This is a genomic window from Mycetohabitans sp. B8 (genome assembly GCF_021991875.1).
Classification (GTDB): Bacteria; Pseudomonadota; Gammaproteobacteria; order Burkholderiales; family Burkholderiaceae; genus Mycetohabitans.
Map to the genome: position 1 here is coordinate 115,644 of NZ_JAHLKR010000001.1, position 19,603 is coordinate 135,246.

Consider the following 19,603-nt stretch of genomic DNA (forward strand, 5'->3'; position numbering starts at 1 on the left):
TTTGATGTACGCGATGTCATGTATCAGCTTGATGGCGTTGACCTGACGCAGATCCACGGACTCGGACCGTATCTGACCAGACGCCTAGTTGCCAAGTGCGGTGCCAATCTAAGCTGCTAACCAACGGCTAAACACTTCACCTCGTGCTTAACTAACATGGTCGCCGGCTGCAAAATCAGCGGCGGCAAGATATTGTTGTCGCATACGCGCCAGGCAACTAATCGCCTGGCCGCACTGCTGCGGCTGGCTGCCGTCACTGTGAACAAGTCCAATACGGCGTTCGGGCGTTTTATCGTCGTTTAGCAGCGCGTATCGGTAAAGCAAAGGCATTAACAGCCACCGCCCGGAAGATTGCAGTGCTGCGCTACAACGCGATGCGTTTCGGCATGACGTCCGCGGCCCCCGAAGCAAACCGTTACGGACGGTGCTACAGGGAGCGAGTCATCAAACAATGACATCAGCGAGCGGCGGAATTCGGCGTCTCATTGCAACCTGCGCAAGGCATTGCTTAGGAATCCTCTTGCCTTCTTGCTCATTTCCTTAAAGCCTGTCCGATTTAGTAAGGCCACTTCTGGGCGATTTTACCAATCTTCGGTCAAAGCTCGGGCCACCTTGTTCTCCTCCTAGTTCGCCACGTTCATAGTAATAAAGGGTGCGCGACATCCCCACTAAGCGGCATACACGCGCCAGACTCACAGTGAAATGCTGCCTTAAATGATCGATTAACCTGCGACGCTTGTGTGTGCTGAGACTCTGCGCTCGAAGCGCCTCGCTCAGTACTTCACTATCGCGTTCAAGCGATTTCACACGCTGGCGCAACCGTGCGTTTTCCCGCGTCAGTGCGGTGATACGTTCAAATACAGGTGCACTCAGACCGTCATAACTTCTTTTTAATTGATAAAGCGTCGTTGCACTGATACCCCATCGGCAACAAACCTGAGGTACCGTCTCACCCTCACGGAGTGCTTGTAACACCGCTATGATTTCAGTCGCATTGAGCTTATGGTTTCTCACGTCATATTATTCCTATCGTTGAACAGCATGAGAAAATGAATTGCGGCACACAATCGCATATCCTATAGGATGCTATCTGCTATCGAAATAAAGACCGATTCATTTTTATAGAAAAAATCATACCACACTAAAGTCTTATTTTCCCCATAAGGATTATTAAGGGAGTGCATGTGATTGTGCCAGCTGTTTCGCACATGTTGCAAACCTGAATGGATGCTTGCTTTGATTCAGACGAAGTCCTCACGATGCTTAAGGAGAAAATGGTGTGGGAAGTGGTTTTTAGATAGATGAGCAACCTATGCCCTAGTTCGCTATCACATTGATATTGGGATTGGCCATCACGGTAGCCTTGCCTGAAACGGGTGGATGGGGTTGTGGAACAGGGGGCGTACCCGGTATTTGTGCCGGAACCGTGATGGTACATAATATGTCCCAGCTGGGCGCGATAATGACAGGCAGCGGGCTCTTTGTTCGCTTGGCGGTTTCGGCCTGCGTAACCGTCAGAATAGCGACGCCTGGAATGGAGGCCGATGCCGTCTGATAGCTAGTTGTCACAATGATTTTTTTTTCATCGCCAAGCTGACAAACCGGCCGCCCCTTCACCTTGGCAAGGCCGCTTCCCGACAGGGGCCGTGGAGGAATCGGGGGCACGAATAGTACATCCTGAATCTGAACCGGAAAAACCAGCATGGCGCCCGTCACGACGATCGGCTTGCCCATCAATGATCTCCATTGCCTTCAGCTAAAAATCGACCGTTCCATTACCAAGTCCCGCAAATTTAAAATGGATCCTTTTCCCTACAGGGAAATCACAAGGTCAGCGTGTTTCGGTAAATGGCCATCGGATATCAATAAGTGCAACGGTTTAAACAACGCCTGTGCAACAAAAAGCCGATCGAACAGGTCATGATGGGTAGCCGGTAGATGGCGAGCCATTGCAGCGTAAGCTACCCGTACCGACAGTTCTGAAAAGCCGCCAGCCTCACTTTCCGACACGAGCGGACTCACGTTCGCATCAAGCTTGTCCAGATTGGCCGCGAATACTCGCGCTGCTGACAAAACATCATCTGCGTCGAGTCTCGCTGAAAGCGCATAACACGCTTTAAATCCATACTAGTCCATCCTAACTCGCCCAGTCAACGCTTTTCAAAAACTGGCTCTCACATATCGTGTGACGTTTTGAGTTCCAAGTTAGCAAAGGTGGCCTTGCAATCGAACATCCTGATAAGTGAGATGTCCGTGCCCCGAGCCGGCGATAAGGCAGGCAAAGGATCCCAGGAAATGACGAAGGGAACAAGACGGAAGCACTCATCGGCGGTCAAGGCAAAGCTGGCAATGGCAGCGGTCAAGGGTGAACAAGCGCCGGCAGGATTGGCGCACCCATTCAATGTGCACCCGAATCAGGTCACGGAATGGAAGGGGCAGTTGCAGGAGCGTGCGACTTCACCGCCGCAGATTTTGCAGCGCCCCTGCAGCACGAAATCCCCGCGTTCAGTCCGACCACTAAAATCGACGATCGTCGTTACGTCGCGACATCGGGTACACCAGACGTTGGCGAAGAGTAACTGTTGCCTGTGGGAGGTGATTGCATTCCAAAGCGCGCGGGCTGCTGCATGACAGCATATGCCGCCGAGACCTTGTACCGCGAGGAGCAGCTCAGCGTTGAGCAGATTGCGCAACGGCCGCACATTTCCAAGAGCACGCTCTAGGCGTATCTGCGCTATCGCAGTGTCCCGATCAGCGGATGCGCCGCGGCCCGGTGAGTCGGAGGGCCCCATGCCACGCATGACGATTTTCGCGGGGTCCCTGATCGACTTGTCCCGGCAACTGGCGGCATCGCCGCATTAATGTGACAGAGCTTCTATGTGTTGGTCGGTGAGCTTCCCTTTGGATATAGCACACTGCGGTCCCATCTACGTCGCTCCCGTTGTCTAGAAGGCTCTGGCAATTTACAACCTTCTGGCAGTTGCACACTGGGATGCATGGAACGCGCATATTGCGCTCTTCATCATTGCTGGCACCGTATGCCATAACGGGTAGCAAGCCAGGCTTTTGCGGATTTAGAGCGTGTTATGCACTTTCAGCGAGGTTCAGAATCGAATCGAGATGGAGAAACGCAGACCCTATCCGAGCGACGTGACGGTCGAAGAATGGCGCTTCGCTGCTGCGTATTTGACGTTGATGGAGCCAGACGCACCGCAAGATGGTATGAATTGCGCGAGTTGTTCAACGCGCTGCGTTGGCTAGCTCGTGCTGGCGCTGCGTGGCGCATGCTGCCGACGAACTTTCGTCATGGGAGGCGTGGTGTATCAGCAAACTCAACGCTGGCTGCGAGCGGGCTGCTTCGAAGCGATGGTTCAAGATTTGCGTTCGGTGCTGCGTGTTGCGCAGGGTCGGCAAGGCCAGCCCAGTGCGGTGTTTCTGGACGGGCGTACGTTGCAGTCGAGCTGCGAGCAAGGCCCACACGCAGGCTACGACGGCGACAAGCGCAAACGAGGAAGCAGGTGCATATGGCCGTCGATACGCTCGGGCATTGGCTGGCGGTCCATGTCACGCTGGCCAATGAGCAAAAGCGCGCGCAGGTTCCGAAGTTGGCACAAGAGGGGCAACTTGGGACCGGGCAGAGCGTGAAGCTTGCCTTTGCCGACCAAGGTTATATAGGAGAGAGCCTGCGCAAGCCGCGTAAGATGAAGGCATCAAATTGCAGGTTATCAAACGGTCAGAGGCAAAGAAGGGCTTTATCCTGCTGCCGCGCCGATGAGTCGTCGAGCGTAGTCTTGGATGGCTCAATCGCTTTCGAAGACTCGCTCGTGACGACGAGCGTTTGCCTGAAACGCTCGTCGGCTTGCATTTCGTCGTCTTTGCCATGCTCATGCTCGTTCATGCCACGCCTATCTCGCAAAGTGCATAACACGCTCTAGATAATTTTGATCCATCAGACATAAACTAGTCGATCGCCGCCAAAATAAATAGAGATCACCCAAATTATTCTACATTGAGGGTTTGAACGTTGATTGACAGCCCAAATGCTCTGTGCATTGCGCAAAGAAAGGTGCCAATAAGGAAGGAATTTGTTTTTCGATAATTGGGATATAGCTATACTCCAATAATTTTAATTAATTAAAATAGAGGGAAAATTATGCTTGGCCGCAAAGAGCTAAAAAATAATTCTACAAATCCTTCTAGGTCGTCCAGATCGGTGGAAGCACACGCTTCTGCTTCAAAAGGTCGCCAAAGTGCTTTAAAAAATTCAAGATACTATTCCCCTAAACTTCATCTTACTGGAGATCGCAGCGCTCCTGATATAAAAAATAATTCTGGCACTGCGTCTGCAGGGAAATCTGCAATTAAAATAAATTTAAACACTAGCTGGGCTAATAAAGAAACACGATCAAAATGCAAATATGCTCCCGTCAACGTATCAGGTGATAAAAATAAAAATTTTGAGTACATGAAAGAAGTGTTAGAAAAAAGAATTGCTACATGTAAGGAACTTGCTTATCAAGGTGATTCAGTTGGCTGGTTCTCATTCAGGAAAAGAGAGGGTACACAAGAACATAAATGGCAAGAACATGATCTGCAGTCAAATGAAGTGCCAATTATTGTTATAAGCGGCGGGAGCGCAAATAAAATTGCAGGCGACCTTAAAAGCAAAACAGGCGGCAGCCTCGCATGGCATCCAAAATATATGCGAGATGAATCAATTTATTTGCTTGTTCATGAGACAGAGTTCAAATGCTATGAGGCTGCTCTTAACGAAATGATGGAGCAATATAAAAATTTGCATCTTGTCGGGTGGTACGGCGGTAGCTTGACCGGTTTCGGCGCTGCGCGCGCTGCAGCCTTGGCGTTTGCAGATACACTGCCATATCGTCCTCAGCAAATTATAATGATGGATCAGGACGTTGCTCTAACCGAAAATACTAGACACACCAATCCTGGTATAAAAACTCAATTGAACAATAAACATAAAAATACTCAAAAATCTATCGTCGGACTTGGAGTTGGTTATCCTACACGTGAAGAACCTCCGAAACACTTTGGATTCAAAAAAAATGAATATCCCCCCAAAAAACCAAAAACTGCAAACGAGCGACCAGTTCTATCGCCAGCACAACAATACGTTTCTATAAAATCTCCATTTCGCAAAAAAGGAGAAGATGGAATCTATGCTGCGTATATGGTTGCAGGCGGAGAAGACATGCTTATGGGAATACAGCAAGGCTTAATCCAAAAATTTAAACAAAAAGATGGTCGAAATATTGGCAAAAATATCGCCTTAATGGAAGGAAAAATTGTGAAGAAGGAACTCAAGGGCCAGGAGGATGAACTCAATCACTATTGGAAAAAAATGCGCCCCGAAACCCTTAAAAAGCTTTTTGAAGCTGAAAAGGATACCCAAGTTGAATTTGATGGAAAAACCATGAGTTTAAATAAGCTCATGGAGCATTTTAAAGATCAAGGATATATTGAGCAACATCCAAGCCCAGAATCACACAACGTCGCAGCATGCATTATAGAGCGCATTATATTAGATTATCATAAACAAAAATCTTCCGACAATCAATCTAACGCAATTTTTAATACTTGGACCAAGAGCTCCCTTGAAGGAGCGACTTCAACTAAAGCTCCATCAGCAGTTTCAAAGTCCGACCCAATTGGCTCACCACTATCGGCTCTTCAACAATCCGGGCGCCTCCGCGTTTCTGGGCGCTCTCGCTATTATTCGGAATGAACAATGGTTTGACTAAATTTTAAATTGTATTTTCAGCGCGTATAATCCAACAAAACTTTTTTGGACTAGAGCGAATACCCCCAACCGCCTTAAGCTTGATAAAATATTTCGACCGCGACAGGAAAATACAAAAACTTATATTTAACATGGAGTTAATTATAGGATAAAATGCATAAATAAATGAAGCCGCACGGGTGTAAGTGGGCAACCGAGAGAATGCACATCGACATTGATGCCGCAAACTATCTGAGTGTTTATTTTTAACAAAATATTGAGCAATACTTTTTGCAAAAATGTCGACCATTAATCAGCGCAACCGGACGCAAATAAAATTAATACATTTTTCCGCTTTGTTATTCCGAGCGTCACAGAAATCACGTGCATGATCACCGATTAACCCACAGAAATGAAATTAACGCTTACATGCCGCGAAATTAATTTTTCAGAAAAATATTTAATACAAAGCAAGCCTTCCAACATAAACCATCTGCCTTGATAGAATTTTCGCAAATTATGGCCAAATACCCAGAAGAAAGTTTTTTTAGATCTTCAAAACAGCACTTCACTCTTTGAGCGGTCATGTGCTATTGCATCTATTGGCAGTAAAAATACTATGAATCATTTTTTTGCAGTCGTGCACTTTCAAGCTAAAGAACGCGTGCGCAGGTGTCTTGAAGCGCTTGGTCAACGTCACCGCATCGCCGGCTTGACACTGGATGCCAATGACGAGGCAGGGATCGAGCTAGCGTGGGGGGAGCGTTTGTACCTAAGGTTCAATGCTGAATCAAACAAACTGTATATATACGCACCCTTTGCGCCGTTGAATGATGCTCAGGATGGGCAAGTTCTTGCCGATATGTTGCGTTTGAATTGTTTGGAGGTAGGCACGCGTGGCGGTGTGATTTCAGTTTCTGAGCCGATGGACGCATTCGTCTATCATCTCGGTTTGCCTGTCGAGACGCTTAAGCCCGATGCGCTTGAGCAAGCAATCGAAAAATTTATCGAAGAACGCCAGCGCCTCGCTCAACGGTTCCGACAAATCCGGCAACTTTGACGTCCTTTGAAAGTCCGGACACACTTTGCCACTTACAATAGCGGGTAGGCATAAGACTGTGAATACGAAGCAGCTGGAAGCCGGCGCGGCCATACATTTGGCGCTTGAGGAACTTGAGCCGATTGACATGGCCCTCAACGGCGCCGTTACTGTAGGGCTTGAGGAGCGCTGCGATGTGCGGATTTCGCTCGGCAGTCGTTGAACAAAGCGCTGGACGCGCCGCTTATCATCGTCGGTAAGCGCGGCCATTCCTCGACTCAATAACCAGCCGCCTATTCGGCGAGTGGACCCAATTCTGAACATCAACGCGGCCCTGAAACAACGCCTACCCTACGCTAACTCCGTTCCGCAACCAAACAGAACCGCCCTCCATAGCCACTGTTGCCTGGACTCGCCCGTGGGTCAGCGCCCAAGAAATCCGTATGCCGGCATCGGCCGTTGTCCTAGCCACACCGAGTAGTTGGCAAACCGCTTTTACCAATCCCTCTTGCGACGTACCACGCTGTTGCATCAAGATATACATAGCCGCATTACCCAATTCTTCGAGGCTAACCTCGTCGATACTGCGGCGCGTTTCGGGGTCACCTCCTGGTACCCGGATACCTTCCCAGGTGCTTGGTTTAGCATGCCCTGGCCAATAAAAAGTGATGTCGTTGTCCATCGTACGGGTCACCTGCTTGGGCACCAATGCAATCAAATGAGCCTCGATGCGACTACCAACCCTAGACAACCCCCAAGCCCGCGTCACACGCTTGAACACTATCGCCTGCGATACCGGTCCTTCCGTTTCGATTACCTTAGTAACTGCTCGGCCAAAGTCGGCATTGAGCGGCTCTCGTAGAAGAGGTGGGGGTTGCCTCTGTCCAAGCGGGCCAGTTCGTATTCGGGCAACTGAGTAGCAGGCGCAATCGACCCGACGACCGATCCGACCCGGGCATACAAAGCATGCGGCGCTTCTTCATACTTCTCCTCTTCCGGCAGTTCAACAGGCGGTTCGTTCTCGGTCGGCACCGTCGCTACCCACTCTTCCAGTCGGGCCACAAGCTTTCGTATCGGCTCTTGCGGACTCAGCCACCAGTCCGTGGACCATATACGATACAGTTCCCAACCGAGCCCTTCAAGGACATGCTGGCGGAGCCGGTCACGGTCGCGCGCAGTGGCGCCGGCGTGATACATGGCGCCATCGCATTCGACGCCCAGCAGATAGCGTCCCGGCGCACGCGGGTCGACCACGCCAATATCAACCCGGTATCCGGACACGCCGACCTGCGGGTGGACTGTCCAACCTTTCTCACGAAGTGCGGAAATCACCTGCTGCTCGAACGGGCTATCAGGCTCCCGTCCAGTCGGCACATTTTGCTCCACCAGGGCGCGTGGGCCTCGAATGGCGAACTCCAGGTAGTTCTTCAGGTCTCGTACGCCGGCAGCCCGGACGCGCGACAGGTCAATCTGCTCGGGAAGCAATGTGCTAAAAATCACGACGCCGACACGAGCACGTGATACGGCCACGTTGAGACGCCGATGGCCGCCCTCTAGATTCAACGGCTCAAAGTTGAGGCTGATCTTGCCCGATGCATCGGGGCCGTAGGTAATGGAGAAGAAGATGATGTCCCGCTCATCACCTTGGACGTTTTCCAGGTTCTTGATGAACAGCGGCTATTGCGCCGCCGCCTGCGCAATAGCCTGGTCTAGTTGCTGAGACGCTCGACGGCGTTCATCCAGCATCCGCTCAATCAGGCTTTGCTGTGCCTGATTGAAGGTCACTACGCCGAGCGTCAGATGCCGCTTCGCCGAGTCCAGATAGTGCCGCTCAATTGCCTTGACGATGGCATCGGCTTCCGCCCGATTAGTTCGCGAACCACCGCGGTCGTAGACACCCAGTACGCGTTCAAAGCGCATGCTCTGGTCATTTGTCATCGGCGACGGGAACGTGACCAATTGGAGGTGCGGCTAAAATCTTGGACTGGTTTATGCCGCAAGTCCGAGGTTTTCCCGGTATTCGAGTGGACTGAGTGCGCCAGGCGAGAGCTTGATTCGCTTTGCGTTATACCAGCGGATGTAAGCGTTGACTACCTCAATGAACTGCTCAATACTTGTAGCCCGCCAGTCCCGAGAATAGAACAATTTCGTTTTCAGCCGCCCAAAGAAGCCTTCGCAGGCCGCATTGTGGGGCGAGCAACCTTTGCGCGACATTGAGCGAATCAGCCTGTGACCTGCTTCTGAGTGGCATTTACAAAGTGTTCGAGGAAAAGATACTGGAAATCGTCGACCTCTTTTATAGCCAACTTGAGCGACTAAAGCTCGCGCGACAGTTACTCGAGAGTCTGCCAGTGAGCGCGTCTGCGAATGCAGCAGACAGATCGAACTGCGTCCTCCAGACGCCGTCCAGCGTTGGCGGCATCGCTTCTTTCGTCTCGCGGCAGAAGTGTGGCCGGTGGCGTGAGGCGCTTTCACAATAAGATAATTCGCGTGGTTATCGCCTGTCCTTACCTGCTGCTACGACTGCCGCGGGCATCACGCTGGCGGCATCCCTTCGAGCGCCTGGGCGGCATCCAATAGCCCGCCCAGCACCTTGTCGGCTACCTGCTGCGAAAAGCCTTGCGGCAGTTCCGCTTGCACCTGCGCGACCACCTCTGGCGTCCGAGCGACCAGTTCCTGAAGCAATGGCTCGGCGTTTCCTCCATAGCCGAGCTTTTGGGCCGTGCTATTGAAGTGCCGGCGCTGGATGGCGTGCATATGATAGTGCCGGTTCTTGCCCAGCAGCGCCATAGCAAGCTTAAGGTCCTGCTCGGCCCACTGGTCCGGCCCTTCGCCGATGACCGGATACGCCGACATCACGTCATACATCGGCGTGAGCCGGAACCGTCCAGCTGTCCCCGCCTGCAGTTGGATGCTGAAGTTCTTGGCATGCCCGTCCGGCGCGCGCAGCATCCAGAACAGGATTTGCGAAGCCATGAGGGCGCGCAGGTCACGCTCGGCATCCAGCGACTGCTGCACGAGGGGGAACAGTTGCCTGAGGGTCCGGGGTCACGACTTCGAGCAGGTGGCATTCGATGGCTTCGTCGTCCACGACAACGCCGTCGATACGGTCGACACCAGAAGGTATCTCGCCTTCCGGCAGGAGTTGTAGTGCGCCTACGCAATCGCGTCCGATGGCGGCCAACAGGTTGAAGGCTTCGGTAGACCCCGTCTTGAAGCGGGCTGCAACGCGCTTGCGGATGGCATCGCTGTCAGGCAGCAGGCCTTCGAAGTAATGGGCGACGCGCTCGCCTTTCAACGGCTCGTTGTTGAGGTTAAAGGGCAGCGACAAAGATATTGGCCGTCCATGCGCAGAGGCGAGCCAGCCCCCGTCGTATTGCAGCTCCATGTCGCCGCGGGCCGTGATAGTCCAGCGGCCCACGTAGTCGCCGTTGGCCCAAAGCGTCAGGGTTTGACTGTGCGAGCGCCGCCCCATCTCACCACTCCGTCTTGTTGGTCGATTCGAGGCGCTCGCGCTCGCGCTCGCCCAGCCGCAGTTCCAGCCCGACGGCCGTGCACCAGCCCAGCAACTGCTTGAAACTCAGTTGGTCCGGGTGTTGTTCCAGATAGGAAACGCGGTTCTGGCTCAGCCCCAAACGGGCCGCCACCTCGGCCTGTGTCAACCTGCCACGCTTGCGAGCCGCCTTCAGCAGTTGACCTAGCTGCAAAGCAGTCACAAGCGGTTGGAACGGCGGGGTGTGGGACATAGGATTTGTACCCGAAAATCAGCTATTTTAATTTTAGCTGCAATTAGGATATTTTCAATATATCCGAAAAACGGATAATTTAAAAATATCTGAAATTCAGATAAAGTTGAGCCCTTCAGCACGCTGACGGCGCGTCAGATTCGCAATTACCCAGCTTTGCACCATCGATACCGCACGCAACGCCCCCAGCAGCACATTGGCAATACGCGAATGCTTCGCTAAACGCTTCACCGGTACGCCAGTCGCGACCAGCACGCAAAAAAGCGGGTGTAGCATGGGCTAGCCACCGCATCACTGAACCCACCACCTCGTCATAAAAAGCAAGCATGTCGTCTTTTTATAAAAAGGTCAGACGCAAGCATTGCGACACACGGACACCGACGATATGCTGACTGAGTTGCCAACCTCGTCCAGACAAATCTGTCTATTGATTAATGGCTGCACCGAGGTTCCGCCTATCTGAAATCGATAGCGATGTGGCCGTTTGTAACGACAAGGTGTGCGGCGCACCGGCTGGCCTGGACGGGTACGCTGATTTTTCGAAAAACTGCGTCGCTCCCACAACGGACGGGCGAGCAAGCAAACCTACTGCCGATACCCTATATGCGCTGCAGTCAATTTGGTCGGCTGTTCACGACCGCGCTCGATCATCCGAGCGACGGCTTGCATATCGCGCTCCACAGACCACCCTCGTGGCTGCTTGCGCAACTGCTTGGCTGGCATGCAAATTCCCAGATACCGCTTGAGCCAATCGGCTCGTCAGGAGAGCCTGCATGAACAAGTTTGCAACGCTCGCGAGAAGCCTCGCGCTCATCCTGTTCGTCATCGGCGGCCTCGCCCAGGCCACGCCGATGCAACTGGACATCACCGGCGAGATCCAGCATACGAATGTGCCAGGTGCTCATGTATACCGTTTCACAGAACAGGAATGGCGGTCGATGCCGCGTGCCCAGTTCACCACGGCCACGAACTGGACGCCCTCGTCGCGATTTTCCGGCGTGCTGCTTAGCGACGTGTTATCGATAGTAGGCGCAAAGGGAACAACGCTGCGGGTGACGGCATACGATGGCTATGTGGCGTATGCGATCCCGATCAGCGACGCGCACCGGTACGGCGTGATTCTAGCCGACCACATCAACGGCAAACAGCTGACGCTCAGGGACTTTGGCCCGCTGTTTCTTGTCTACCCCCGCGACCGGTTCCCAAAGGAGTTGAATCGCTCAGAGGTCGCCGGGCGGTTCGTATGGCAGGTGAAGTCGATTGAGGTCAGATGATACGTGTCAATGGCTTCGTTGGTCGCGGGCAGGCACCTTCTTGGGGGTGGCGCTCGCGCTGGTGATAGCGGCATGGGGCTATACGGCACTTCAGTGGACCAGCACGGAACCCATGGCCGTGTACAAGCTGGCCGGTCCGCAGGAAAACTACTACTGGGCACCCGCTCAGTTCAAGTTCAACGCAGATCGCCTGGAAAACCTGCTTTTGCGGTACGCGAACGGCGACAGTCAAGATCTGGACGAGATTCAGCGTTCCTATGAGATCCTGGTGTCAAAGTTCTCGCTTATTTCAAAGCCGTCGGATACCACCCAGGTACAGCTGAGCGTGCCGGACTACGTGCAGGCTGTCACGGCAATCCAACATTGCCTGCAAACGATCGATCCGCTCATCGTCGATCTGCAGCCGGGCGACAGGTCGACGGCGCGCGTCATCGCCGACCATCTGCACGCGCTGGACGAGTCGACACTTCAATTTGCGCAAGGCATCGGCGAAGCAGAAAACAAACGTCGCGACATCGCGCTGGAGGACTTCCGACACAAGCGCCGGGTGCTGTGGGCAAGCAGTATCGGTGCAGCTTCGTTGACGAGTTCGCTATTGATCGCGCTGACCATCACCACGTATCGTGGCATGCGTGCCGCCCGGCGGGAACGGACTTGGAGAATTGCCGAGCAAAGCGCGACGGCGGCAGCCAATGCGTCATTGAAAGCCAAGAGTGCGTTCCTGGGAGCGATCGGGCATGAGATCCGCACGCCGTTACAAACGATATCAGCCGGTCTTTCGAGTCTCGCCGACGCCGAGCTGTCGACAAGGAGTATGCGCGCTGTGTTGCGAATGGAGCAGGCGGCCGAACAGATCGACGCGCAACTGCGAGACCTGGCCGATTATGCAAGGCTTGACGCGGGCAAGCTCAAGTTGCGCATTGCGCCGGTGGATCTGATCGATATCGTGCAGCAGGTCGCCACACAGATGCGGCCGATGGCTGCGCCCAAGCGGCTGTCTGTGCGAATCGACACGCGCGGCATCGTATGGTTGATTCACTCCGATCAGCAACGGATACGGCAGATCCTGCTCAATCTGGTCGACAACGCAATCAAGTATTCGATCCAAGGCGACGTGCTGATCCGTGCGACGCAGCACATTGCTGCATCGGAATGTGTCACGCGAATCGCGGTGACCGACCACGGTATCGGCATCCCGGAGCAGGCCAAGGAAAAGTTGTTCGAGCCGTTCGTGCAGCTTGACGACGGCAACACACGAAGCCACACGGGCATCGGCATGGGTCTGGCCATTGTCGACGGGCTGGTGCGACTGCTCGGCGGCCATATCACCGTGACGTCCACGCTCGGTATTGGCTCAACGTTCGAAGTCACGTTTCGCGAATCGACCGACTCGTTGATACGTCGCGGGCAACCCGACAGCGACAGCCGAAGCGCGCTGCCCGACACGCCGCTGTACGGCAAACAGGCACTGGTGGTGGACGATCAGCCCCAGATGCGCGATGCGCTGGTCGCGCTCATGCACAGCTTGGGCCTGGCCGTTACCGCCGTGGACTCGGCGTGGGACGCCAGAGTCATGCTCAGCCAGCGGGAAGTGGATGTCGCGCTCATTGACCTGCAAATGCCGGGGGAAGACGGCGCTTCGTTGGCGCGATGGATCCGGAAAACCGGCGCGCCTCATTCGAAACTGATTGGCGTGAGCGCATCGGCGCCGGAACTACTCAGTGAAACGCAATTGGCCATGTTCGACGAACTTTTGATGAGACCGGTCCGGATTGACGCGCTGCGCGCCGCCTTCGGAAACCTGCTGGATGGAGCGTCTTCATGAGCGTCGATAAGGTAGCACTGGTGACCGGTTCGGCCAAGCGGGCCGGCCGGGAGATCCTGGAGCATCTCGCGAAGCATGGATATCGCGTGGCCGTACACGCGCACACATCGCGCGATGAGGCGCAAACGGCCGCATGGGCGCTACAGCATGCCGGATATGACGCACTTGCCTTCAGCGGTGACCTGCGGGACGCCGAGCAGATCGACCAGCTCATCCAGGATGTCTTCGTGCACTTCGGCCGGTTGGACCTGCTGGTCAACAACGCGGCGGTTTTCTGGCAAGACGATTTCGTCGACTTCTCCGTGCAAGCGCTGGATCAGGCATGGGCGGTGAACTGCAGGGCTCCGATCCTGCTGACGCGGGCTTTTCACGACTGCGCAAGGGCCGCAGGTGCGACTGGCGCAGTGATCAATGTCGTGGACCAGAAGGTGAAAGGCAACTTCCACCGCGACCACTTCACTTATACGGTCGGAAAGACAGCGCTGGGCAACCTGACGCAAATGCTTGCGATCTCGGCCGCGCCGGTCTTACGCATTAACGCCGTTTTTCCCGGACTGATGTTGCCCAGCGACAGCCAAACCGATGCGGACTTCCAGTACGCGGCCCACCAGTCCAACTTGCTGGGTAGGGTGGCAGGCCCAGCCGATGTCGCTGCGGCGGTCCTGCTACTGGCTTCCCCGGCCTACAACGGCACCGATTTCGTCATCGATAGCGGCCAGAACCTGATACCCGTGCAGCAGGACGTCATCTATCTGCATCGCGCCCCACGGGACTAGCCAGACACCCCCGCCTTGAGCCGCCGCGCCAACTCCACCGCCACCCAGTTCAGGCGCGCGGGCTTTTCAAAGGGTTTCACGTCGTATTGCTGGATCACGCGCGCCACCTCATCCTCGTTCGCCTCGCCTGTCACGAGCTTGCCCGTGAGCAGCAAAATGGGCGCGTCGCCGCGACGCGACTGACGGATCGACTGGATAATCTGTTCGGCCGTGCCGCTCTCTAGGAGCCAGTCAACAATGAATCCGTCGAACACATTTTCGCCAAGCGCCGCGCGGAACGTGGCCTCCGTATTGTACGGCCGCGCAATATAGCCTCGAGAATGGAAATACGAGCACATCTCCGCGGTCAATAACGGATCGTCGTCGAGTATCGCAATGACCGGGCTCACCTCGGGCGCGCCACGAGGGCGTATCAGGATCTGCTCGACCACGAAATAGTCACCGCCCGGCGCCGCCTCGACCGGAAACACCTTCCATCGATTGCTGTCCTTGAGCGCAACGAACTCCAGCCCCGACACGTCATGAGCCCGCTCTCCGATCTCGGCTAGGCAACGATAAACAGCATCACCGACATAAAACACCGCTTCTTGCATCTTTGCAGCCAGTGCGCCAACCGGCTCGCCCGAGTCGAGCCCATCGAGCAACATCGCGGCAGATTCACCATACGCTTGCGCCACAGTCTTGACCTGCGTAATGGTCCACGGATTGGCACCCTTCATTTTCCGGTGAGCCTGGGAATAACTCAGCCCGAGGATGCGCTGAATCTCCGCCGCGTGTTGGCGTTTGCCTACACCGTGTCGGTTCAGCAAATCATGAATTCGCATAGCAATCGCCAGCGACTCTTCTGAAACCTTGTCTTCGCTTGAAAACATGTAATGTCCGGATCGTTCTGCTCGGCCCCAACTTTATGAGAAAACGCGCATGACATGCAATGTCATTTTAAGAAATTCAGTAATATATTGCTTGACACACGATGTTTAGCCGCTAATACTTGCATTCCGTACAACGATTTGATTTGTCATTGCTCGAGGTAAAGAGTATCCGCCATGAACGCAATCAATCCGACAGGGTGCATAGGTTCAGTCCAACACGATGGATCGAATGGTTTGTGCCCGCCTCAATTCAGCGTTGCTCGCTACAGACTCGATGAGCCGATATTGCAACGGTAAGACATACGCCTGAACGGACTGCTCAGTCTGTTGCCCTCAATTGACGAATCCCATGCAGTTCAAACGATTGATAACGCAAAAGGCCATGCAATTTGTTGCACGGCAGTAATCGACGCGTTGCGCCGCCGGGTTCATCTCAACCACGAGGCGCGTCTACGACATCGAACCGCTCCCGATGGAACGCAACCCTATCTGTACGGTTCGATCATGCTGGCCAATGTGAAGGCAAAAGCCACGTGGCCGTTTCCCTTAACGTGGAGGCAACAACGCTGACAATGAACGAGCGTAGTGCAGGCAGGCCTGGACAGCAGGCGACAGTACAGCGGGACACGAATGGGCTGGTCCCGCCTTTGCGGGTCGGGTGCCACAGATTCCGAAGGCAGGATACAGCGGCATCGGAGGTGGTGGCATGAGCTTTGAGTCAGGTACACGCGCGAGCGCCACTTTGGAACGGCCATTGACGCGTGACGAACTCAGCCATCGTGCCGTTGCATTCGAGGTGGCCAAATGGTTACACATCGGCGCGTCGGCGGCCATTGTATTGCTGTGCATGATGATTATCCACCGCGCGCTGCAGGATATCGACGCGGGCCGCGGCGGCCATTGGAAAATCGCCGCGGCGTTGTTGATCGGCCATCTGGCCGTGCTCTGGGCCATTTTGCGCGCGATGCGCAGCAATCGCTATCAGACGCTGGGCAGGGATGACGAACCGGCTGCCACGCTGCTGCTGGAGGGGATGCGGCACGATGCGCAAGTGATGGCCTACTGCCAGGCCATCCAGGACGAGCCACGCGCGTTGACGGGCCACGACATCGACGTCTTGCGGCGCTATCGTCAATCGATGGGCGCGGGACCCGGCTAACTCATCCGCGCTTGACACGCCGCCCACACTCGCCGTAAAGTGGGCGCACAGATCGAGATAAGAGACTATCTGTAAGATGGTCTCTTGCGCGCATCGATCGCGTTGTCTGTTCAGGCCTCTTACAGAATCATGAGAATGGAGGCCGGCGGTGCAAGCAATCGCGATCAAGATTCGTGGCATTGAAGACATCCTATCGTTCCTCGACTCACGGCCCGGCATCGCGGGCAGAGCCGGCCTCATTTGGTGGCTATCGCTCGGTGGGTTGTTTCTCGACGCATTCGCGAATTCAGCGCTGAGCGCGGGCCTCGGGCCGATGACGCGCGACCTCCATTTGACGGCGGCCCAGGTGGCGCTGATGACGTCGTTCGCATCATGGGTGGCGATTGCGTTCAATCCAGTTGGCGGTTGGATGGCGGACCGCTGGGGCCGGCTCCGCCCCCTCATCATCGCGAAGCTGCTGTCAGTGCTCGGCGCGGTGCTGGTAGTGTGCGCGCCGCGCTTCGAAGTGATCCTGCTGGGGCGCTTCTTCGTCGGCATGGCGTACGGCCTCGATTTCGCGATCGCCATGGCGATGCTGGCCGAGTTCACGCCAGCCCACTTGAAAAGCCGCCTGAACGCGTGGCAAGGCATGTGGTACACGGCGGTATGCACGAACTTGTTGCTGGCGTTGCTGTTCCACTCATGGAACGTCGGGGATTCGATCTGGCGCTACTCGGTGGCGGCCACTGCCGTATTCGGTGTCGCCATTGTGCTCATGCAGTTTGCATTTCTGGTCGAAAGCCCGATTTGGCTCGCCCGCAGGGATAGACTGGACGACGCGGCCCGTGCGATGGCGCAAATCTATGGTCGTCCATTCGTCGCTGCGCCGCTGCGTGAGCGCGTGCCGCTGCTCAACCCAGCAACGCGCGGGCTGGCCAACGTGCTGTTGATCTTTCGCGGCGTGTACCTGCCGCGCACGGTCCTGGCGGCCACCGTGCAGATCGGACAATCGATCGAGTACTTCGCCATCGGTTGGTATTTGCCGCTGATTAGCGCGACGCTGTTCGGCAAGGATTTTGTGTACGCGACGCTCGGCGCACTGGTATTCAACGTGTTTGGTATTGCGGGCGGCTTCACCTCGCCGCTGATCGCGCGCCGGCTGGGCTTGCGGCGTGCATCGGCCATGGGATTTGCAGCGGTCTTCGCGATGTTGCTAATACTGGGCCTGTTCCATGCCCGGATGCCACTGTGGGCGTGCGTAGTCATTCCGTCGTTGTTCATTCTGTTTCATGCCGGCGGGCCGGGGGCGAATGGCAAGAGTCTGTCGTCGCTGTCGTTCCGCGGCGAACTGCGCGCCAGCGCCAACGGCGTGGTCGGCGCACTCGGCTCGATCGGTGCCGCGCTGGGACTGCTCGTCTTCCCACTGTTCCTGGAACGCTACGGCCTGGAGCAGACCTTCCTGATCCTGGCCGTCGTGCCGCTTGCCGCCAGTGCGATCTGCTGTGCGATTCGCTGGGACCCCACGCGCACAACGATCACCCCGGATAACGAGCCGGACGCACCCCAGTTCAAGGACGCCTCGTCGTCCAAGCCGGCGCTCATGCCCCCCACCATCGAGAAGACCCAGCCATGAACGCGCATCGAAACGCCGTCCTTGCGATCGACGAAGGCACGTCTGGCACACGGGCTGCGCTAGTCGACGCCCATGGACACGTATCCTTCCTCGAATATCTGCCGCTGCGCGTGGACAGCCCACAACCCGGGGTCGTCGAGCAGGATGCGAATGCGATTTTGGACAAAACCGTCGCAGTCTGCCGCGCGACGCTGGCACAGGCCGCACAGCAGGGTGTGCGTGTCGTCGCAGCGGCCATCGCCACCCAGCGAGCAACGGCCGTGCTATGGGACACGCACACGGGACGGGCACTGGTCCCCGCGATGGTCTGGCAGGATACGCGTCATGCGGCCGAACTCGACCGCCTGGCCGCCACATGGGACCGCAGGTTGATGGCGGGCGTAGGCCGGCCCGCCGGCGTGCGCTCGCCGTATTTATGGGCCGCCCATCAATTGCGTACGGTACCCGCAGTCGCTGACGCGTTTCACGCACGCCGCCTCGCGTTCGGCACGATCGACACCTGGCTACTGTGGCACCTGTCCACCGAGCGCGCATGCGTGACCACGCCCACCAATGCGACTTCGGCGAGTGCCTATCTGCTGGGCGAGCATCGGTATTTCGACGCCTGGGTCGATGCGCTGGGCTTTCCGCGCGAGCTGTTGCCAGCGTTGCGCGAGGACGCGGACGCGTTCGGCCGCACTCGGCCCGAGTTACTCGGGATCGACGTGCCGATCCTGGCCTGCGCGGGCGATCAGCTTGCCGGCGCGGTCGGACTCGGGTGTCTTGACCGTGGGCAATCCATGTGCGTGCACGGCACGGGCAGCTTCGTCGATCTGCTGACGGGCCCGGCCTTACCGTGCACCACGCTCATGGATGAGCATGAGCACCAGCCATCATACGGCACAACGCTGGCCATGACAGCGCGCCGCCATGGCGGCGTTTCACACTATTCGCTCGAAAACTTTGTCGCCACGACGGGCTCCGCGCTGAATTGGGTTTGCGACACGTTGCGCTGGTTCGACCATTCGGCGCAGATCAGTGCCCTGGCCAGCACCGTGTCGTCGGCGCGCGGCGTGCTGTTCGTCCCCGCATTGACCGGGTTGCGTGTGCCGCAGATGGAACCGTGCGCCCGCGCATCGCTGTCCGGGATCTCGATTGCGACCACACGGGAAGAGGTCGCGTTCGCCCTGCTCGAGGGCATTGGCCATTCGGTGACGTCATGCATGGAGGCGAACCAGGCGGTGGCACGTATCGATGTGCATGAACTGGTGGTCGGTGGCGGCCTGTCGGGCAGCGACGTGCTGCTGCAAATCCAGGCGGACCTGAGCGGCCTGCCGGTGCGGCGTATCCGCGAGAGCGACCGCGCGAGCCTGCGCGGCGCGGCATTCTTGGCCGGCGCCTCGGGCTTGTTGTGGGACTCGCTGGACGCGGCACGCGCCACGCTGGTCACCGACGCGGTGTTCGAGCCGTCGCCCGACATCGGCTTGCGGCAACAGCGACGCGCGAGATGGCACGCGCGCATCCAATCTGAGCTCGCCCACGCGGCCGATTTCGATCACGGTTGAGTACGGAGATTGA

The 19,603-nt window shown here is 56.1% G+C and carries 18 protein-coding genes and 5 pseudogenes; 13 read left to right on the forward strand and 10 right to left on the reverse strand.

What is annotated here, in order from left to right; genetic code table 11:
- Positions 1-156 precede the first annotated feature (156 nt).
- Positions 157-303, forward strand: a complete 147-nt coding sequence (locus KQH60_RS00450) for a hypothetical protein (RefSeq protein ID WP_237574561.1) — start codon at positions 157-159, stop codon at positions 301-303.
- A 237-nt stretch (positions 304-540) separates the two neighbouring features.
- Here the strand turns inward: KQH60_RS00450 and KQH60_RS00455 are convergent, their stop codons facing one another.
- Positions 541-1,014, reverse strand: coding sequence for a transposase (locus KQH60_RS00455; protein WP_237574562.1), 474 nt, complete (start codon positions 1,012-1,014; stop codon positions 541-543).
- A 303-nt stretch (positions 1,015-1,317) separates the two neighbouring features.
- Positions 1,318-1,734 (reverse strand): hypothetical protein, encoded by a 417-nt coding sequence (locus KQH60_RS00460; protein WP_237574563.1) that lies wholly within the window; start codon positions 1,732-1,734, stop codon positions 1,318-1,320.
- A gap of 561 nt (positions 1,735-2,295) precedes the next feature.
- Here KQH60_RS00460 and KQH60_RS00465 point away from each other — a divergent pair.
- The 6 genes and pseudogenes from KQH60_RS00465 to KQH60_RS00485 form a co-directional block, all read left to right on the forward strand.
- Positions 2,296-2,454: pseudogene (locus KQH60_RS00465) on the forward strand (IS3 family transposase); the annotation flags it as partial.
- A gap of 176 nt (positions 2,455-2,630) precedes the next feature.
- Positions 2,631-2,720 (forward strand): annotated as a pseudogene (locus tag KQH60_RS14930) (resolvase); the annotation flags it as partial.
- Positions 2,721-3,120: 400 nt separating this feature from the next.
- Positions 3,121-3,925, forward strand: a pseudogene (locus KQH60_RS00470) (IS5 family transposase).
- A gap of 288 nt (positions 3,926-4,213) precedes the next feature.
- Positions 4,214-5,749: a hypothetical protein gene (locus KQH60_RS00475; RefSeq protein ID WP_237574564.1), complete on the forward strand. Its 1,536-nt coding sequence runs from the start codon at positions 4,214-4,216 to the stop codon at positions 5,747-5,749.
- 613 nt (positions 5,750-6,362) lie between these two features.
- Positions 6,363-6,803 (forward strand): CesT family type III secretion system chaperone, encoded by a 441-nt coding sequence (locus KQH60_RS00480; RefSeq protein ID WP_237574565.1) that lies wholly within the window; start codon positions 6,363-6,365, stop codon positions 6,801-6,803.
- Positions 6,804-6,861: 58 nt separating this feature from the next.
- A complete protein-coding gene (locus tag KQH60_RS00485; protein ID WP_237574566.1) occupies positions 6,862-7,005 on the forward strand; it encodes a hypothetical protein in 144 nt (47 codons plus the stop codon).
- A gap of 123 nt (positions 7,006-7,128) precedes the next feature.
- Here KQH60_RS00485 and KQH60_RS14935 read toward each other — a convergent pair whose 3' ends face one another.
- From KQH60_RS14935 to KQH60_RS00510, 7 genes and pseudogenes are all read right to left on the reverse strand, one after another.
- Positions 7,129-7,563 (reverse strand): hypothetical protein, encoded by a 435-nt coding sequence (locus KQH60_RS14935; RefSeq protein ID WP_368669302.1) that lies wholly within the window; start codon positions 7,561-7,563, stop codon positions 7,129-7,131.
- Between the two features lie 32 nt (positions 7,564-7,595).
- Positions 7,596-8,312 carry a hypothetical protein gene (locus KQH60_RS14940; RefSeq protein ID WP_368669303.1) on the reverse strand — a complete coding sequence of 239 codons (717 nt, stop codon included), beginning with the start codon at positions 8,310-8,312 and terminating at the stop codon, positions 7,596-7,598.
- 147 nt (positions 8,313-8,459) lie between these two features.
- Complete coding sequence (locus tag KQH60_RS14945) at positions 8,460-8,702, reverse strand: hypothetical protein (protein ID WP_368669304.1); 243 nt, start codon at positions 8,700-8,702, stop codon at positions 8,460-8,462.
- Positions 8,703-8,771: 69 nt separating this feature from the next.
- Positions 8,772-9,011 (reverse strand): annotated as a pseudogene (locus KQH60_RS00495) (IS3 family transposase); the annotation flags it as partial.
- A 306-nt stretch (positions 9,012-9,317) separates the two neighbouring features.
- Positions 9,318-10,257: pseudogene (locus tag KQH60_RS00500) on the reverse strand (HipA N-terminal domain-containing protein).
- A gap of 1 nt (position 10,258) precedes the next feature.
- Positions 10,259-10,528, reverse strand: a complete 270-nt coding sequence (locus KQH60_RS00505; protein ID WP_237574567.1) for a helix-turn-helix domain-containing protein — start codon at positions 10,526-10,528, stop codon at positions 10,259-10,261.
- 96 nt (positions 10,529-10,624) lie between these two features.
- Entirely contained in the window at positions 10,625-10,804 is a 180-nt protein-coding gene (locus KQH60_RS00510) for a hypothetical protein (protein WP_237574568.1), read from the reverse strand.
- Between the two features lie 497 nt (positions 10,805-11,301).
- Between KQH60_RS00510 and KQH60_RS00515 the strand changes: the two genes are divergently transcribed.
- The 3 genes from KQH60_RS00515 (at position 11,302) to KQH60_RS00525 (ending at position 14,403) form a co-directional block, all read left to right on the forward strand.
- Positions 11,302-11,802, forward strand: a complete 501-nt coding sequence (locus tag KQH60_RS00515; RefSeq protein WP_237574573.1) for a molybdopterin-dependent oxidoreductase — start codon at positions 11,302-11,304, stop codon at positions 11,800-11,802.
- Between the two features lie 112 nt (positions 11,803-11,914).
- Positions 11,915-13,627 (forward strand): ATP-binding protein, encoded by a 1,713-nt coding sequence (locus KQH60_RS00520; protein ID WP_237574575.1) that lies wholly within the window; start codon positions 11,915-11,917, stop codon positions 13,625-13,627.
- Positions 13,624-14,403: an SDR family oxidoreductase gene (locus tag KQH60_RS00525; RefSeq protein ID WP_237574576.1), complete on the forward strand. Its 780-nt coding sequence runs from the start codon at positions 13,624-13,626 to the stop codon at positions 14,401-14,403. Before KQH60_RS00520 ends, KQH60_RS00525 begins: the two co-directional genes overlap by 4 nt.
- Here the strand turns inward: KQH60_RS00525 and KQH60_RS00530 are convergent.
- Complete coding sequence (locus tag KQH60_RS00530; protein ID WP_255778898.1) at positions 14,400-15,275, reverse strand: helix-turn-helix domain-containing protein; 876 nt, start codon at positions 15,273-15,275, stop codon at positions 14,400-14,402. The two genes, KQH60_RS00525 and KQH60_RS00530, sit on opposite strands and share 4 nt — an antisense overlap.
- Before the next feature lie 706 nt (positions 15,276-15,981).
- On the opposite strand from KQH60_RS00530, the gene KQH60_RS00535 reads away from it, so the two are divergent.
- From KQH60_RS00535 to KQH60_RS00545, 3 genes are all read left to right on the forward strand, one after another.
- The gene (locus KQH60_RS00535; protein ID WP_237574578.1) at positions 15,982-16,434 is read left to right on the forward strand and encodes a hypothetical protein; all 453 of its coding nucleotides are present in this window, start codon (positions 15,982-15,984) and stop codon (positions 16,432-16,434) included.
- Between the two features lie 148 nt (positions 16,435-16,582).
- Complete coding sequence (locus tag KQH60_RS00540; protein ID WP_237574579.1) at positions 16,583-18,046, forward strand: MFS transporter; 1,464 nt, start codon at positions 16,583-16,585, stop codon at positions 18,044-18,046.
- Entirely contained in the window at positions 18,043-19,590 is a 1,548-nt protein-coding gene (locus KQH60_RS00545) for an FGGY family carbohydrate kinase (protein WP_237574581.1), read from the forward strand. Before KQH60_RS00540 ends, KQH60_RS00545 begins: the two co-directional genes overlap by 4 nt.
- The last annotated feature ends 13 nt before the right edge of the window (positions 19,591-19,603 follow it).

Coding starts and splice junctions, on each gene's coding strand:
- KQH60_RS00450 (WP_237574561.1), top strand. CDS start 157: ATGGTCGCCGGCTGCAAAATCAGCGGCGGCAAGATATTGTTGTCGCAT.
- KQH60_RS00460 (WP_237574563.1), bottom strand. CDS start 1,734: ATGGGCAAGCCGATCGTCGTGACGGGCGCCATGCTGGTTTTTCCGGTT.
- KQH60_RS00480 (WP_237574565.1), top strand. CDS start 6,363: ATGAATCATTTTTTTGCAGTCGTGCACTTTCAAGCTAAAGAACGCGTG.
- KQH60_RS14945 (WP_368669304.1), bottom strand. CDS start 8,702: ATGCGCTTTGAACGCGTACTGGGTGTCTACGACCGCGGTGGTTCGCGA.
- KQH60_RS00505 (WP_237574567.1), bottom strand. CDS start 10,528: ATGTCCCACACCCCGCCGTTCCAACCGCTTGTGACTGCTTTGCAGCTA.
- KQH60_RS00510 (WP_237574568.1), bottom strand. CDS start 10,804: ATGCTACACCCGCTTTTTTGCGTGCTGGTCGCGACTGGCGTACCGGTG.
- KQH60_RS00515 (WP_237574573.1), top strand. CDS start 11,302: ATGAACAAGTTTGCAACGCTCGCGAGAAGCCTCGCGCTCATCCTGTTC.
- KQH60_RS00520 (WP_237574575.1), top strand. CDS start 11,915: ATGGCCGTGTACAAGCTGGCCGGTCCGCAGGAAAACTACTACTGGGCA.
- KQH60_RS00525 (WP_237574576.1), top strand. CDS start 13,624: ATGAGCGTCGATAAGGTAGCACTGGTGACCGGTTCGGCCAAGCGGGCC.
- KQH60_RS00530 (WP_255778898.1), bottom strand. CDS start 15,275: ATGTTTTCAAGCGAAGACAAGGTTTCAGAAGAGTCGCTGGCGATTGCT.
- KQH60_RS00535 (WP_237574578.1), top strand. CDS start 15,982: ATGAGCTTTGAGTCAGGTACACGCGCGAGCGCCACTTTGGAACGGCCA.
- KQH60_RS00545 (WP_237574581.1), top strand. CDS start 18,043: ATGAACGCGCATCGAAACGCCGTCCTTGCGATCGACGAAGGCACGTCT.